12 protein-coding genes are annotated in these 14,914 nt (G+C 74.3%); 4 read left to right on the top strand and 8 right to left on the bottom strand.

All coding sequences use genetic code 11. The annotated features are described in order from the left end of the window. The first annotated feature begins 70 nt into the window (after nt 1-70). Complete coding sequence (locus ACI79W_RS12600; RefSeq protein ID WP_456562423.1) at nt 71-1,711, top strand: methyl-accepting chemotaxis protein; 1,641 nt, start codon at nt 71-73, stop codon at nt 1,709-1,711. Between the two features lie 96 nt (nt 1,712-1,807). On the opposite strand, the gene ACI79W_RS12595 is transcribed toward ACI79W_RS12600, so the two are convergent. After that, nucleotides 1,808-2,350, bottom strand: a complete 543-nt coding sequence (locus ACI79W_RS12595) for a bacterial proteasome activator family protein (protein WP_456562422.1) — start codon at nt 2,348-2,350, stop codon at nt 1,808-1,810. Nucleotides 2,351-2,438: 88 nt separating this feature from the next. Here ACI79W_RS12595 and ACI79W_RS12590 point away from each other — a divergent pair, with 88 nt between their 5' ends. Next, entirely contained in the window at nt 2,439-3,659 is a 1,221-nt protein-coding gene (locus ACI79W_RS12590; RefSeq protein WP_456562421.1) for a cysteine desulfurase-like protein, read from the top strand. 58 nt (nt 3,660-3,717) lie between these two features. On the opposite strand, the gene ACI79W_RS12585 is transcribed toward ACI79W_RS12590, so the two are convergent. From ACI79W_RS12585 to folP, 4 genes are all read right to left on the bottom strand, one after another. After that, complete coding sequence (locus ACI79W_RS12585; RefSeq protein ID WP_456562420.1) at nt 3,718-4,710, bottom strand: NAD(P)H-quinone oxidoreductase; 993 nt, start codon at nt 4,708-4,710, stop codon at nt 3,718-3,720. Nucleotides 4,711-4,842: 132 nt separating this feature from the next. Beyond that, complete coding sequence (locus ACI79W_RS12580) at nt 4,843-6,441, bottom strand: 4-coumarate--CoA ligase family protein (RefSeq protein WP_456562419.1); 1,599 nt, start codon at nt 6,439-6,441, stop codon at nt 4,843-4,845. A gap of 87 nt (nt 6,442-6,528) precedes the next feature. After that, nucleotides 6,529-6,954 carry a PaaI family thioesterase gene (locus ACI79W_RS12575; RefSeq protein WP_456562418.1) on the bottom strand — a complete coding sequence of 142 codons (426 nt, stop codon included), beginning with the start codon at nt 6,952-6,954 and terminating at the stop codon, nt 6,529-6,531. Between the two features lie 214 nt (nt 6,955-7,168). After that, on the bottom strand, nt 7,169-8,029 hold the full coding sequence (folP, locus tag ACI79W_RS12570) for a dihydropteroate synthase (RefSeq protein WP_456562417.1): 861 nt from the start codon (nt 8,027-8,029) through the stop codon (nt 7,169-7,171). 69 nt (nt 8,030-8,098) lie between these two features. On the opposite strand from folP, the gene ACI79W_RS12565 reads away from it, so the two are divergent. Then, nucleotides 8,099-8,560 (top strand): MaoC family dehydratase, encoded by a 462-nt coding sequence (locus ACI79W_RS12565; protein WP_456562416.1) that lies wholly within the window; start codon nt 8,099-8,101, stop codon nt 8,558-8,560. 86 nt (nt 8,561-8,646) lie between these two features. On the opposite strand, the gene ACI79W_RS12560 is transcribed toward ACI79W_RS12565, so the two are convergent. The 3 genes from ACI79W_RS12560 to ACI79W_RS12550 all read right to left on the bottom strand — a co-directional run bounded on the left by ACI79W_RS12560 (nt 8,647) and on the right by ACI79W_RS12550 (nt 11,864). Further along, nucleotides 8,647-9,903 carry a serine hydrolase domain-containing protein gene (locus ACI79W_RS12560; RefSeq protein WP_456562415.1) on the bottom strand — a complete coding sequence of 419 codons (1,257 nt, stop codon included), beginning with the start codon at nt 9,901-9,903 and terminating at the stop codon, nt 8,647-8,649. A 124-nt stretch (nt 9,904-10,027) separates the two neighbouring features. Continuing rightward, nucleotides 10,028-10,312, bottom strand: coding sequence for an HU family DNA-binding protein (locus tag ACI79W_RS12555; protein WP_091932307.1), 285 nt, complete (start codon nt 10,310-10,312; stop codon nt 10,028-10,030). Nucleotides 10,313-10,778: 466 nt separating this feature from the next. Next, nucleotides 10,779-11,864 (bottom strand): EAL domain-containing protein, encoded by a 1,086-nt coding sequence (locus ACI79W_RS12550; RefSeq protein ID WP_456562414.1) that lies wholly within the window; start codon nt 11,862-11,864, stop codon nt 10,779-10,781. A gap of 187 nt (nt 11,865-12,051) precedes the next feature. Between ACI79W_RS12550 and ACI79W_RS12545 the strand changes: the two genes are divergently transcribed. Next, a complete protein-coding gene (locus ACI79W_RS12545) occupies nt 12,052-14,811 on the top strand; it encodes a SpoIIE family protein phosphatase (RefSeq protein ID WP_456562413.1) in 2,760 nt (919 codons plus the stop codon). The last annotated feature ends 103 nt before the right edge of the window (nt 14,812-14,914 follow it).

Below are 14,914 nucleotides of genomic sequence, written 5' to 3'. Positions count from 1 at the left end.
CTCGCCTACCGAAAAGCAGCACGACGGTCCTCGACCGACCGACCGACCGACGTCACGGAAGCGAGCAGGCATGGATCACGCGCACGACCCCGCAGCGACGGCTGAGGCGGGGACCGACGGAACCCGGCGGGGGTCGTCCGGCATCGGGCTGCGCGGCCGGCTGCTCGGTTCCATCCTCGTCGTGGCCCTGACCACGGTGGGCGTGGGCGCGTTCGGCATCCAGCGGATGTCGGTGCTGAGCGACCAGGCGAAGAACGTCTACGCCGAGGGCACCGTGCCGGTGGATGCGCTGCGGGAGCTGCAGGTGAACTGGTGGGAGCTGTCCGCCTTCACCGCTCGGGCGAACGTCCAGACCCTGCCGGCCGAGAGCCGTGCCTCTTCCCAGGAGAAGGCGGGGGTCGCCGCGCAGGCGCTCGCGGAGAACACGGCCGCCGCCGCCGAACTGCCCATGTCGGCGGAGACCCGGGCGGCGTTCGAGGACTTCGCCGAAGCGGCGGACCAGTACCTCGCCCTGCTCGGGCAGCTCGTCGCGGGCACGGGCACGCTGACCCCCGCGCAGCAGTTGGCGATCATCCAGCCGATGAACGCCTTCGAGGCGACCATCGGGGAGTCGCTCGTGGCGGCGACGGCCTCCGCCACGGCCACCGCGCAGACCACGACGGTCGAGGCCCAGGACGCCTACGAGACAGCGCGCGCACTGACGTTGGCCATGATCCCGATCGGGCTGTCGGTGTCCGTGGTGCTCGCCTTCCTGGTGGCGCGCGGCGTGACGCGCCCGGTCCAGCGCATCCGGGAGGTGCTGGGCCAGGTCGCCGCCGGTGACCTCACCGTCCGTGCCGGCCGCACCGGCGGCGCCGAGCTCGGCGAGATGGCGGCGTCCCTGGACGAGACCCTGGACTCGATCGGCAACGTGCTGGTGCTCGTCAACGACTCCTCCACCCGGCTGGCGGCCGCGTCGTCCCAGCTGAACTCCGCGGCCGAGGGCATGCGCGAGAACGCCCGCCTCGCCGCCGGTCAGGCCGACGAGGTCGTGACCTCGGCCGGTGCGGTGGCCTCGAGCGTCGACACGGTGGCGACGGGCTCGTCGCAGATGGAGTCGGCGATCCGGGAGATCGCGCACAACGCGACCGAGGCGGCGCGGGTGGCCGGCCAGGCGGTGGGCGTCGCGGAGACCACGACCCGCACGGTGGGCAAGCTGGGTGACTCCTCGCAGGAGATCGCCACCGTGATCAAGCTGATCAACGGGATCGCCGAGCAGACCAACCTGCTGGCGCTGAACGCCACCATCGAGGCCGCGCGTGCCGGTGAGGCCGGCAAGGGCTTCGCCGTCGTCGCCTCGGAGGTCAAGGAGCTGGCGCAGGAGACGGCGCGGGCGACCGAGGACATCTCCCAGCGGGTGGAGGCGATCCAGGCCGACACGGCCGGCGCGGTGGACGCGATCGGGAAGATCAGCCAGGTCATCGGGGAGATCAACGACTTCCAGGCGACGATCGCCGCGGCGGTCGAGGAGCAGACGGCGACGACGAACGAGATGAACCGCAACGTGGCCGAGGCCGCGAGCGGGTCGCAGGACATCGCGGCGGCGATCTCGGGTCTGGCGGCGGGCACGCAGGAGACCAACCAGCGGGTCGAGGACGCGCAGCGGGCGGCGGCGGAGCTGGCGCGGATGAGCGGCGAGCTGCAGGACGCGGTGGCCCGCTTCCGGGTCTGAGCCCGGGGAACCTGATCATCGAGCGTCCTCCCTCACCGCACACCGTGGGGGAGGACGCTCGATGATCAGGTCACCTGATCCCGGCCGCGGGCGGGGTCAGAGGTACTGGCCGCCGCCGGGGTGGGGGTGGGGGCCCGGCGCCGGCTGCGGGCCACCGGGGAGGGCCTTGCGGCGCATCTCCTCCAGCTGGGCGCGCGCGGCCATCTGCTGGGCGAACAGTGCCGTCTGGATGCCGTGGAACACGCCCTCCAGCCACCCCACCAGCTGCGCCTGGGCGATCCGCAGCTCGGCGTCCGAGGGGGTCTCGCCCTCGCTGAAGGGCAGCGTGATGCGCTCCAGCTCCTCGCGCAGCTCGGGGGCCAGGCCCTGCTCCAGCTCGCGGATGGACGAGGCGTGGATGTCGCGCAGCCGGTTGCGGCTGGCGTCGTCCAGGGGCGCGGCGCGGACCTCCTCCAGGAGCTGCTTGATCATCGTCCCGATCCGCATGACCTTCGCGGGCTGCTCGACCAGCTCGCCGACACCGGGGGCGCCGTCGTCGTCGGCGCCCGGAGGCATCGGGACGGCGCCGACCGGACGCCCGTCGGGGCCGACCACGACGACCTGCTGGGGGCGCTCGTTGCCGTTCTGCGGTGCAGTCATGGCCTCCATCCTGCCCGGTGGCCCCGACGGCCCGCCGGGTACCGGGACGGCGCGGGCCCGACCTGGTGCACGAACTAGGGTGCGGCCCATGTCATCGGGGGGCCGGTTGGACGTCGCGCAGGTCCGCGGCCTCTTCCCGGCGCTCTCCGACGGGTACGTGCACGCCGACGGCCCGGCCGGCTCGCTGGTGCCCGAGAACGTCGCCCACGCGGTGGGGTCCGCGATGCGCATGCCCGTCGCCGACCGGGGCGGGGTGTTCCCGGCCTCCGGGCGGGCGGAGGCGCTGGTCTCCGGAGCGCGCGCGGCCGTCGCGGACCTGGTGGGCGGCCGGCCCGGGGGCGTGGTCCTCGGCCCGAGCATGACCGCGCTGACGTACGGCATGGCCCGCGCGCTGGCCCGGACGTGGCGCCCCGGTGACGAGATCGTCCTCAGCCGGCTGGACCACGATGCCAACGTCCGCCCCTGGGTGCAGCTCGCGGCCACCACCGGCGTGCGGGTCCGGTGGGCCGAGGTGGACATCGAGACCGGTGAGCTGCCGGCCTGGCAGTACGCCGAGCTGCTCAACCGGCGCACACGGCTGGTCGCGGTCACCGCGGCCAGCAACGCGCTGGGCACGCGGCCCGACGTCGCCGGTATCGCCGCGCAGGCCCACGCCGTCGGGGCGCTGGTCTACGTCGACGCCGTGCACGCCGCGCCGCACGTGTTCCTGGACAAGGCCTCGCTGGGGGCCGACCTCCTGGCGGTGTCGGCCTACAAGTGGTGCGGCCCGCACGTCGCCGCGGTGGTCGCCGATCCCGACCTCCTGGCCTACCTGCAGCCGGACAAGCTGCTGCCCTCGCCGGACCGGGTGCCCGACCGCTTCGAGACCGGGGCGCCGCCGTTCGAGCTGTACGCCGGCGTGAGCGCCGCCGTCGACCACCTGGCGGGCCTGTGCAGCGACGCCGCCGGCAGCCGCCGCGACCGGCTCCGCGTCTCGATGGCCGCCGTCGCGCGGCACGAGGGGGACCTGTTCGACTGGCTCGACCAGGCGCTGCGCGCGATGCGGCACGTGCAGGTGATCGGCGAGCCCGAGCGCTGCACCCCCACGGTGTCGTTCACCGTCGCCGGCATGCGCCCCCGCCAGGTGGCCGCCGAGCTCGCCCGGGCAGGCGTCTGCGCCTGGGACGGCGACTTCTACGCCCGCGAGCTCTTCGACGCGCTCGGGGTGAACGAGGGCGGGGGAGCGGTGCGCCTGGGGCTGATGCACTACAACACGGCGGACGAGGTCGGCCGCATCATCGACGCCGTCGCCGCGCTCCGCCCCCGCTGAGGAAGGACCCCGTCCTCGTCATCGCTCGCCGGCTCGCGAGGAACTCTGGACGGGGTCGTCAGTCACCGGTGACGAGCAGGACCTTGCCCACGTGCTCGCTGGCCTCGACGACCCGGTGGGCCTCGGCCGCCCGCGACATCGGCAGCCGGCGGTCGACGATCGGCCGGATCGTGCCGCGCTCGATGTCGGGCCAGACGTCGTGGCGCACCGCCGCGACGATCTCCGCCTTGCCGCCGGGGCCGTCCACCGGGCGCGACCGCAGCGCGGTGGCGTGCACCGAGGCGCGCTTCGCCAGCAGCTTGCCCAGGTCCAGCTCCGCCTTCCGCCCGCCCTGCATGCCGATCACCACCAGCCGGCCGCCGACGGCGAGGGCGTCGACGTTGCGGGCCAGGTACTTGGCGCCCATGTTGTCCAGGACGACGTCGACCCCGCGGCCGTCGGTCGCCTCCCGCACCCGCTCGACGAAGTCCTCGTCGCGGTAGTTGATCCCCACGTCGGCGCCCAGCTCGCGGCAGACGTCCAGCTTCGCCGCCGTCCCCGCCGTGGTGAGCACGCGGGCGCCGGCGCGGGCGGCGAGCTGGATAGCCATCGTGCCGATGCCGCTGGACCCGCCGTGCACCAGGAAGGTGTCGCCACGGCGGAGCCCGGCCAGCATGAACACGTTGGACCACACGGTGCAGGTGACCTCGGGCAGCGCCGCGGCGGTCGCCAGCTCCACCCCCGACGGCCGGGGCAGCAGCTGGGGGGCGGGGACGGCGACCCGCTCGGCGTAGCCGCCGCCGGCCAGCAGCGCGCACACCTCGTCGCCGACGGACCAGCCGGTCACGCCCTCGCCGACCTCGCTGATGATCCCGCTGCACTCGAGGCCGAGGACCTGCGTGGCGCCCGGCGGGGGCGAGTAGTTCCCCTGCCGCTGCAGCAGGTCGGCCCGGTTCACCGCCGTGGCGACGACGTCGACGACCACCTCACCGGGGCCGCAGACCGGGTCGGGCACCTCCGCCCAGGTCAGCACCTCGGGACCGCCGGGCTCAGTGATCGTCACCGCACGCATGGCCCCGACCTTAGGGCCGTCGCCGTGGGGCGGCCGGCGTGGTAGGGCCGCCTCGTGCGGGGACGGCGGTGTGGCCGCTCCGGACGCGGGACGGCGCCGCGCCCCTGGGGGACGCGGCGCCGTCGTCGTCGGTTACGCGCGGGCCTTGAGGTCCTTGCGCAGGATCTTGCCCGCCGCCGACTTCGGCACCTGCTCGATGAACTCGACGAAGCGGATCTTCTTGTGCGGCGCGACCTTCTCGGCCATGTAGGCCATGACGGCGTCCTCGGTGATCTCCGAGCCCGGCGCACGGACGACGAAGGCCTTGGGCAGCTCCTCGCCGCTCTCCTTGTCGGGCACACCGATGACGGCGGCGTCGGCGATCTCCGGGTGGTTGATCAGCACGGCCTCGAGCTCGGCCGGGGCCACCTGGTAGCCCTTGTACTTGATCAGCTCCTTGACCCGGTCGACGACCGTGTAGCAGCCGTTCTCGTCGACGATCGCGACGTCGCCGGTGTGCAGCCAGCCCTCGCTGTCGAGCGTGCCCGCGGTGGCGTCGGGGTTGTTGAGGTAGCCCTTCATGACCTGCGGCCCGCGGACCCACAGCTCGCCCCGCTCGCCGGGCGCGGCGTCCTGGCCGGTGCCCGGGTCGACCAGCCGGCACTCGGTGTTGGGGATGGCGAAGCCGACCGAGCCCTTGGGCACGTCGCCGGTGACGCCGGAGGGCATGGCGGACGGGTCGGGGGTGGTGTGCGAGACCGGGGAGAGCTCGGTCATGCCGTACCCCTGGCCCACCGTGACGCCGGTGTCGGCCCCCTTGCGCAGCCGGGTCTGGGCGGCGAGGGCGAGCTGCTCGTCCAGCGGGGCCGCGCCCGAGGTGATGGAGGTCAGGGACGACAGGTCGTACTGGTCGACCAGCGGGTGCTTGGCCAGCGCCAGCAGGATGGGCGGCGCCACGAACGCCCGGGTGATCTTGTGGTCCTGGATCGTGCGCAGGAAGTCCTCGAGCTCGAACCGCGGGAGGGTCACCACCGCGCCGCCCAGCGCCAGGCCCTGGTTCATCAGGACGGTCAGGCCGTAGATGTGGAAGAACGGCAGGACGGCGATGATCCGCTCGTCCGCGCCGGTCCTGAGCAGCGGCAGGCACTGGGCCACGTTCGCCACCAGGTTGCGGTGGGTGAGCATGACGCCCTTGGGCAGGCCGGTGGTGCCGCTGGAGTAGGGGAGGGTGACCAGGTCGTTGGCCGGGTCGATGTCCACCTGGACCGAGGGCGCGTCGGCGCCGAGCAGGTCGAACAGGTTGGCGTGCCCCTCGGCGCCGTCGAGGACGATGATCTCGTCGACCGGCGACTTCTCGGCCGCGGCGGTGGCGCGGTCCAGGAACAGCCCGATGGTGATGAGGATCTTCGCGCCGGAGTCCTTCAGCTGGAAGGCGATCTCGTCGGGCGTGTAGAGCGAGTTGATCGGGCTCATCACGCAGCCGGCGGCCGCGATGCCGTGGAAGACCACCGGGAACCACGGGGTGTTGGGGCAGAAGACGGCGACGACGTCGCCCTTGCGCAGGCCGCGGGCGTGCAGGTTGGCCGCGACCCGGTCGACGTACTGGGCCAGCTGGCCGTGCGTGATCACGTCGCCCTTGAGGCCGTCGATCAGCGCCGGTGAATCGGGCTTCTCGCGGCCGGCCGCCAGGACGAACTCGGGGACGGAGAGGTTCGGGATCTCGACGTCGGGATACGGGCTCGACAGCGCCACGGGTGTTCCTCCTCGCATGGTGTGTGGCGCCAGTCTCACACCCGCGGTGCCGCCGCTCACAAGCGGGTTACCGGCGGGTTCGCCCGCTCACCTGGGCCAGAGCACCGACTGGGTGCACCGGAACAGCGCGATCGTCCTCCCGGTAGCGGCGTTGCGGACGACGGCGTCCCACACCTGGGTCGTCCGCCCGGCGTGCACGTTGGTCGCCTCGCAGGAGAGGCGCCCCTCCCGGGCGGTGCTCAGGTGGTTGCTCTTGAGTTCGATGGTGGTGAACCCGCTGGACCCCTCGGGCAGCAGCGCGCGCGTCGGCAGCCCGCAGCTGGTGTCGGCCAGGGTGACGACGGTGCCGGCGTGCAGGTACCCGTTGGGCGCCAGCAGCTCGGACCGGACGTCGAGGTGGCTGGTGAGCCGGCCGGGCTCGTGGGTGTCGACGACGATGCCGAGCAGCCCCGGCAGCGTGCCCGGGAGCAGGGCGTTGAGCTCGTCGGCGGTCAGGAAGCCGGTGGCGGACATGGCCGGCAACCTATCGGGGCGCGGATGCGGGCCCTCGGTCCTCCCCCCGGCAGCGGACGTCGTCCCTCGGTGGAGGCCCCTCACCGCAGCGCCTCCACCCGCACCGCTGCGCGTCCTCCCTCACCGCAGCGCGTCCACCCTCACCACCCACCGCCGGGGAGGACGCGCCACGATCAGGTGAGGTGACCTGATCGTGGCGCGGGGCGGCGGGCGCTCAGGCCAGGCCGCGGACGGTGCGCACCGGCGGGCGGGTGCCCCGGATCGACGCCACCATGTCCAGCGTCTGCCGGGTCGGGCCGACGTCGTGGGCGCGGAACACCCGCGCGCCCAGCCACGCGCTCACGGCCGTCGCCGCCAGCGTGCCGGTGAGCCGCTCGCCGACGGGCACGTCGAGGGTCTCGCCGACGAAGTCCTTGTTCGACAGGGCCACCAGGACCGGCCAGCCGGTGCCCACCAGCTCGCCGAGCCGGCGCGTGGCCTCCAGCGAGTGCCGGGTGTTCTTGCCGAAGTCGTGCCCCGGGTCGACGAGGACCCGCTCGCGGTCCACGCCCGCAGCGACGGCGGCCTCGGCCAGCGCGGTCGTCCGGGCCACGATGTCGGCGACGACGTCGTCGTAGGAGATCCGGTGCGGCCGGGTGCGCGGCGGCAGCCCGCCGGCGTGCGTGCAGACGATCCCCGCGCCCGCCTCGGCCGCGACCGCGGCCAGCTCCGGGTCCACCCCGCCCCAGGCGTCGTTGACGACGTCGGCGCCGGCCGCGAGCGCCTCGCGGGCGACCTCGGCCCGCCACGTGTCGATGGAGATGGGCAGCGCCGGGTGCGCCGCCCGGATCGCCGCGACCAGGTCGACGGTCCGGCGCACCTCCTCGGCGGGGGAGACCTCCTCGCCGGGTGCGGCCTTCACCCCGCCGACGTCGACCATGTCCGCGCCCTCGGCGACCACCCGGTCGACCCGTTCGACGGCCGCGGCCAGCTCGTAGGTGGCGCCGCGGTCGTAGAACGAGTCGGGGGTGCGGTTGACGATCGCCATGACCACGAACGCGCCGTCGGGCACGTCGAGGGCCCCCAGTCGCAGCAACCCGCTCCCCGTCCCATCGTGGTGTGTGGTGGAGTCAGCCAACCAGACCGTCCACGAGGAGGCAGACAGATGGCGCAGACGACGGCCGAGGGCGTCGAGGGGGTCCAGGGCCTGGTCGGGCAGCACCTGGGCTACAGCGACTGGGTGACGATCACGCAGGAGCAGGTGAACCAGTTCGCCGAGGCGACCGGTGACCACCAGTGGATCCACGTCGACCCCGAGCGGGCCAAGAGGGAGAGCCCCTTCGGCGGGCCGATCGCGCACGGCTACCTGACGCTGTCGCTGCTGCCCGCCCTGATCCCGCAGATCGTCGAGATCACCGGGTTCCGCATGGGCGTCAACTACGGCACGGAGAAGGTGCGTTTCCCCTCTCCGGTGCCCGTAGGCGCGCGGGTGCGGGCCGGGGCCACGCTCGAGGCGGCGACGCCGTTCGAGGGCGGCGTCCAGATGAACCTCGCCGTCACCGTGGAGGTCGAGGGCGGCAGCAAGCCGGCGATGGTCGCCACCGTCGTCTACCGCCGCTACCTCTGAGACCCCACGGCGCGGAGGCATAGGAAGCTTTACCTGCGTTTCCGGGCCTCGGAACGCAGGTAGAGCTTCCTATGCCCAGGGCGACCTCAGGTGACGATCGCCTGGTTCACCAGCTGGCGCAGGTAGTTGCGGATCGGCAGCGTGCTCGAGGGCAGTAGCTGCGTGTAGAAGCTGACCGTGAGGTCCTCGACCGGGTCCACGTAGAACGCCGTCGACGCCGCCCCGCCCCAGCTGTAGTCGCCGACGGACGAGACGACGCCGTAGCGCACCGGGTCGATCACCATCGAGAACCCGAGGCCGAAGCCGACGCCGCGCAGCGGGGTCTCGGCGAACAGCGGGCGGCCGAAGGTCTCCAGGTCCTGGTTGCCGGGGAGGTGGTTGGCCACCATGTGCGCGAGGGTGCGCGGGCCCAGCAGCCGTCCGCCGTCGTAGGACCCGCCGCGCCGGAGCATCTCGACGAACCGCAGGTAGTCACCGGCCGTGGAGACCAGCCCGCCGCCGCCGGAGAGGAACGCCGGCTTGCGGTGGGCGGCCTGCCCCATCGCGTCCAGGGGTGCGTAGCCCGTCGCGGCAGCCCCGGGCTGCCCCGGGACGGCGCCGTAGAGCCGGGCGAGGGACGGCACGTCGTCGTCGTCGCGGAGCCCGAACGAGGTGTCGCGCATGCCCAGCGGCGCGAAGATGCGCTGCTCGAAGAACTCGTCGAGGGACTGGCCGGAGACGACCTCGACGAGCCGGCCGAGCACATCGGTGGAGACGCCGTAGTTCCACTCGCTGCCGGGCTGGAAGACCAACGGAACCGAGGCCCACTGGCGGCAGACCTCGGCCGAGTCCGCGCCGGGCGGGGTGCCCCACTCGTGGCCCATCGCGCGGTACATGGCGTCCACCGGGTGGGCGTGGTGGAAGCCGTAGGTGAGGCCCGAGGTGTGGGTGAGCAGGTGCCGCACCCGGATCGGCTCCACCTGCGGGCTGGTCACCGGCTTCATCGCCGAGCCGGCCACGTAGACGCGGGTCTCGGCGAACTCGGGCAGCCACCGGGCGATCGGGTCGGTGAGCTGGAAGGCCCCCTCCTCGTACAGCATCATCGCCGCGACCGAGGTGACCGGCTTCGTCATCGAGAAGATGCGCCAGCGGGTCCCGGTCTCGACCGGGAGCCCCGCCTCGACGTCGCGGAAGCCCCCGCGGCCGACGTGCACCAGGTGCCCGTGGCGGGCCACCGTGACCAGGAACCCGGGGAGCTGGCCGTCCTCGACGTACCGGTTCAGCCGGCCGTCGATGCGGGCCAGCCGGGCGGGGTCCAGCCCCACCTCGGCCGGGTCGGTGCCCACCTGCAGGTCGTCGTTCACGCCCACCTCCCGTCCCCGGGGTCGCCCGCCGCCGGGCGACGCCTCGACCGGCATCCTGGCTCACGCCCTTGTGAGCCCGGACGCACGGGGTCGCGGCGCCTGCCCGGCTGCGGGCGCGACCGGATCAGACCGGGACGGAGCTCGCGGCCTTCTTCAGGTTCGAGCCGGCGGTCACCTTGACGGTGTTGGCCGCGGGGATGTCGATCGACTCACCGGTCTGCGGGTTGCGGCCGGTGCGGGCGGAGCGCTGGGTGCGCTCGACGGTGATCAGCCCGGAGACGGCGACCTTCTCGCCACGCGTGATGGCGTCGACCAGCTCGTCCTGCAGACCGGCGAGGACCGAGTCGACGGTCGAGGCCGGGACGTCGGCGCGCTTGGCGATGGCGGAGACCAGTTCGGCCTTGTTCATGGAGCAACCTTTCCGTAGGGGGTGGCGGTGCCGTGTCCTCGGCACGCAGCCGGCTCTTCCACCCGGACGCGCTGAGCGCCACCGGGGTTCCCGCACCGACGCCTGGCGGGGTGCGGGCACCCGGTCTCGCGGGATTCCGGGCCGGGGGGCACGGTGTCATGCCGCCTGGAGGTCTGGCCAGTGGGGGGTGCCGGGAAACCCGCAGCTGACCCGCTGATCACAGCCGTCACGGGCCCCGCGACCCGTCGAGCGGGCACCGGGGCGCGCGCCCTCCAGGCCTCGTGGATGTGCGCGCGCACCGTCGCGGCGAGCTCCGGAGTCACCTCGTCGATGCCGTGCTGAGCACCGGTGCCGCACCGCCTGCACGGAGACGCCGTCCTCGTCGGCGGCGGTGGAGCCCGAGCCTGCGCCGGGGATGGTGTCGCCGCAGGCGAAGCGCTTCACGGTGATCTCTCCCCTGACGGGGTCAGCGGTCGGCCCTCGCGGGGGATGCCAGGTCCTCGATCCGCAGGAGCCCGAGCACGTGGCCGGCCGGGTCGGTGCAGACGACGGGGTCGAAGCGGTGCGCGGGCGGGCGGGTGAGCGCCCGGCGCAGGGTGTCCTCGATGCCGGTCGAGGGGTGCACCCGGAGGGAGACGGGTGCGGTGTGCACCTCGCCGGTCCGCGGGTCGCGGAGCAGCAACGCCGTGGGTTCGCCCTGTGGTCCCACCAGGACGGCGGGGGGTGTCACGGGCTCTTCGCCCAGCACGCACTGGCGCACCGGGCGGACCAGGCTGACGACGCTCTCGGTCAGCCGGGCCCGTGCGGTCTGGGCGCGCACCAGCCGGACGACGTCGGGATCCAGCGGCCGGAACTCCGGCGCCGGGCGGCCCAGCAGCCAGCCCTGGGCCAGGGGCACGCCGATGCGGGTGAACGTCGCGAGCTCCGCGGGCGTCTCCACGCCCTCGGCGAGCAGCAAGGCGCCGACGCGGCCGGTGAACTCGCCGATCATCTCCACGAGCGCCGTGCGGACGGGGTCGCCGTCGAGGTCGGAGGCCAGGGCCCGGTCGAGCTTCACCAGCTGCGGCCGCACGGCGGCGAGCTGCTGCAGCCCGGAGTAGCCGCTGCCGGCGTCGTCCACGGCGATCAGCGCGCCGCGCCGGCGCAGGGCGTCGGTCTGCCGGCGCAGGGCACCCAGGTCGTCGACCGGTGCGTGCTCGGTGAGCTCCACGACGACGCGGTGCAGGTCGGGACGGGTGGCGAAGGCCTTCTCCACGACCTCGGCCCCCAGGAGGTGGGGGCTGACGTTCACGGTCAGGAAGGTGCCGGCCGGCAGGCGGTCGACGGCGGCGAGCGCCTTGTGGATGGCCAGCGCCTCGAGCTCGGCGGCGAGCCCCACCTCCGCGGCGGCGGCGAACCAGACGTCGGGTCCGGTCGAGCCGGGGAAGCGGGCCAGCGCCTCGTAGCCGGCGATGCCGGCGGTGGCGAGGTCGACGATCGGCTGGAACGCCAGCGTCAGGTCGTCGGCGTCGGCGAGCAGTGGCCGGCAGTCCGGCGGCGCGTCCGTGCGCATGCCCAGCATGGTCAGGTGGTCGACCGGCGCCGGGCGGCGCTTGACCCGGTGTGCGTCGTCTCACCCTCAGGGGTGTCCCCCATCCGCCGGCTGCGGCGGGATGCCGGTCCCACGCCGGTGGAGAGGCGTGCCAGCATGTGCGGAGGACGTCCCCGGTCAGGGGGCGGCGACGCCGGGCGGAGGGTGCGTGGCCACGACGGGCTCCGCCGTTCCCGGCGGGCACACCGGGGAGGACCCCCTCACCGATCCGCTGCGGATCGCCGCGGCCCGCCGGCTGCTGCTGGAGGTGTCGGGGCCGGCCGCCTTCGACCGGTTGTCGGCGCTGGCCGCCCGGCTCCTGGACGTCGGGCACGCCAAGGTCACGCTCTTCACCGACCACGACGTCGTCGTGGGCGGGCACGGGCTGCCCGCCGGTGTGGTGGGTGGGCCGGCGCTGCTCACCGGTGCGCTCTCGGCCATCACGGTCCGCCAGGGCCGGCCGCTGAAGATCGCGGCGGCCGCCGAGGACGAGCGGGTCGCGCACCTGCCCGCCGTCGTCTCCGGCCAGGTCGGTGCCTACCTGGGCGCCCCCCTCGTGGCCGCCTCGGGCCAGGTGGTGGGGGCGCTGGCCGTCTACGACGCCGCTCCGCGGGCCTGGTCCGAGGATGCCGCGGAGCTCCTGGAGCAGCTGGCCGCCTCCGTCGTCGCCGAGCTGGAGCTCTCGGCCGCGCAGTCGGCGGTCGGGACCTCGCGGGCCTGGCTGGAGGTGGCGCTCGAGGCGAGCTCCGTCGGCATCTGGGAGCGCGACCTGCGCACCGGCACCATCCACTGGGACGACCGGTGCGCGGCGTTGTTCGGCCTGGACTCGGCGGTGGACCTCAACTCGCTGGACGACGTCCTGGTCACGCACGTGCACCCTGATGACCACGCGGCCATCGCCGAGGCGATGCAGGTCGCGATCGAGGGGCGCGGCGACTACACCGTGGAGTTCCGGGCGGTGCGCGAGGACGGCGCCACGCGCTGGGTCCTGGGCCGTGGCCGGGTCGTCGCGGACGCGACCGGCGCGCCGGCCCGGGTGCTCGGCACGGCCGTGGACATCACCGAGGCGCGGGGGCAGGCGCAGCGGCGGCTCACCGCGGTACAGCGGGCCGCCGCCATCGCCGAGGTGGCGGCCGAGCTGGCCAACGCGGCGCGGCTCGACCAGCTCGCCGACATCGCGCTGCGCGGGGCCCAGGTGCTGGGCGCCGACTCCAGCGCGTTGGCCGTCTTCGACCACGCGGGCGGTCCGCTGCGGCTGCGCATGACCGGGAACCTCGTGGCCACGGTGGAGGAGAACGCGCCGCCCGGCGCCGAGCTGCGCCAGGGCGTCGTCCTTCCCATGGACGACGCGCTGCCGGCCCAGCACGCGGCCCGGCACGGGCGCCGGATCCTGCTGGGCGACCCGACCGACGCGGTGGCCCGCTTCCCGGCCCTCGAACCCGTCGTCGAGATGCTCGGGCTGCAGGCGCTGGCCACCATCCCGCTGCGTGTCGAGGGGCGGCTGCTCGGCTCCTTCCTCGTCGTCTGGACCACCGTGCACGACTTCACCGGTGACGACGTCGAGGTGCTGGAGGCGCTCGCCGCCCAGATCGCCCTGAGCGTCTCCCGCCTGCAGTCCGAGGCGGAGCGCGGTGCGGCGGTCGCGGCGATGGCGCAGGCCAACCAGCGCCTTCGGCTGCTCGCGGACGCCGGTCGGGTGCTCTCCGGCGCCCTCGACATCGACCACCAGATCGGCCGGTTGGCCTCCCTGGTCGTCCCCGAGCTGGCCGACTGGTGCTGGATCGTGGTGACCGACGAGGCCGGGCGCCTGCACGGGGTCGCCAGCGGCCACCGCGACCCCGCCCGTCGGGAGGAGGTCAAGGCCTACGTCCGGGCGATGGTGGCCGACATGACCCAGGAGTCCGCCGCCCGGCGGGTCACGGCAACCGGCCAGCCCGTGGTGCTGCCCACGATCGACTACGGGGACGTGACCCGCGCGCTGCCCGATCCCGGGACGCGGGAGCTCTTCGCGCGGCTGGGGGCCGCCTCGGCCGTCGTGGTGCCGCTCGTGGCGCGCGGGCAGGCGCTCGGCGCCCTGGGGTTGTTCACCGGTGAGCAGCGCGGCCCGCTCGGCGAGGCCGAGGTGGACACCGCCGTGGAGATCGGCCGGCGAGCGGGGCTGGCGCTGCACCAGGCGCGGCTGTACGAGCAGCAGCGCGACCTGGCCGACGCGCTGCAGCGCAGCATGCTCACCGAGCCGCCGCAGCCGGAGCACAGCGAGATCGTCGTCCGGTACGTGCCGGCCGCCGAGGGCGCCGAGATCGGCGGCGACTGGTACGACGCCTTCCAGCAGCGCGGCGGCACGACGGTGCTCGCGATCGGCGACGTCGTCGGCCACGACACCCGGGCGGCCGCGGCGATGGGCCAGGTCCGCGGCTTGCTGCGCGGGATCAGCTACTCCAGCGGCGGCTCCCCGGCCGAGGTGCTCACCGAGCTCGACCGGGCCGTGCAGGGGTTGGCCCTGAACACGATGGCGACGGCGCTGGTCGCCCAGCTCGAGCCCGAGCCGGACGACGAGGCCGGGCGGATGCGGCTGCGCTGGGCCAACGCGGGGCACCCGCCGCCGGTGCTGCTCGCCTCGGACGGCAGCGTCGTCCTCCTCGACGGCAAGCAGGCCGACCTGCTGCTGGGCGTGGCGCCGGAGACGGAGCGGGAGGACCACGTCGCCGTCCTGGCCCCGGGGTCGACCGTGCTGCTGTACACCGACGGGCTGGTCGAGCGCCGCGACCGCGACATCGACGCGGGCACCGAGGAGCTGCTGGAGGTGCTCGGCGAGTGCGGCGGGGTGCCCCTCGACGAGCTGTGCGACCGGGTGCTGGAGCGGATGATCCTGCCCGACGCGGAGGACGACGTCGCCGTCCTCGCCGTCCGGCTGGCGCCCGAGGCCTGACGCCGGGCGGTCCGAGGCCTGACGTCGCCCCCCGTCCGAGGGTCGGCCGTCGGCGCCGGCCAGGGGTCGGGGGAGGGCCGCCCGGGCGGTTCGGGTACCTGGT

Source organism: Blastococcus sp. SYSU DS0533 (genome assembly GCF_054050775.1).
This window is presented reverse-complemented; position numbering and strand designations above follow the sequence as displayed.

Bases quoted from the DNA above. Each gene is read 5' to 3' on its own strand.
- ACI79W_RS12600 (WP_456562423.1), top strand. From the start codon at position 71: ATGGATCACGCGCACGACCCCGCAGCGACGGCTGAGGCGGGGACCGAC.
- ACI79W_RS12595 (WP_456562422.1), bottom strand. From the start codon at position 2,350: ATGACTGCACCGCAGAACGGCAACGAGCGCCCCCAGCAGGTCGTCGTG.
- ACI79W_RS12590 (WP_456562421.1), top strand. From the start codon at position 2,439: ATGTCATCGGGGGGCCGGTTGGACGTCGCGCAGGTCCGCGGCCTCTTC.
- ACI79W_RS12585 (WP_456562420.1), bottom strand. From the start codon at position 4,710: ATGCGTGCGGTGACGATCACTGAGCCCGGCGGTCCCGAGGTGCTGACC.
- ACI79W_RS12575 (WP_456562418.1), bottom strand. From the start codon at position 6,954: ATGTCCGCCACCGGCTTCCTGACCGCCGACGAGCTCAACGCCCTGCTC.
- ACI79W_RS12565 (WP_456562416.1), top strand. From the start codon at position 8,099: ATGGCGCAGACGACGGCCGAGGGCGTCGAGGGGGTCCAGGGCCTGGTC.
- ACI79W_RS12555 (WP_091932307.1), bottom strand. From the start codon at position 10,312: ATGAACAAGGCCGAACTGGTCTCCGCCATCGCCAAGCGCGCCGACGTC.
- ACI79W_RS12550 (WP_456562414.1), bottom strand. From the start codon at position 11,864: ATGCGCACGGACGCGCCGCCGGACTGCCGGCCACTGCTCGCCGACGCC.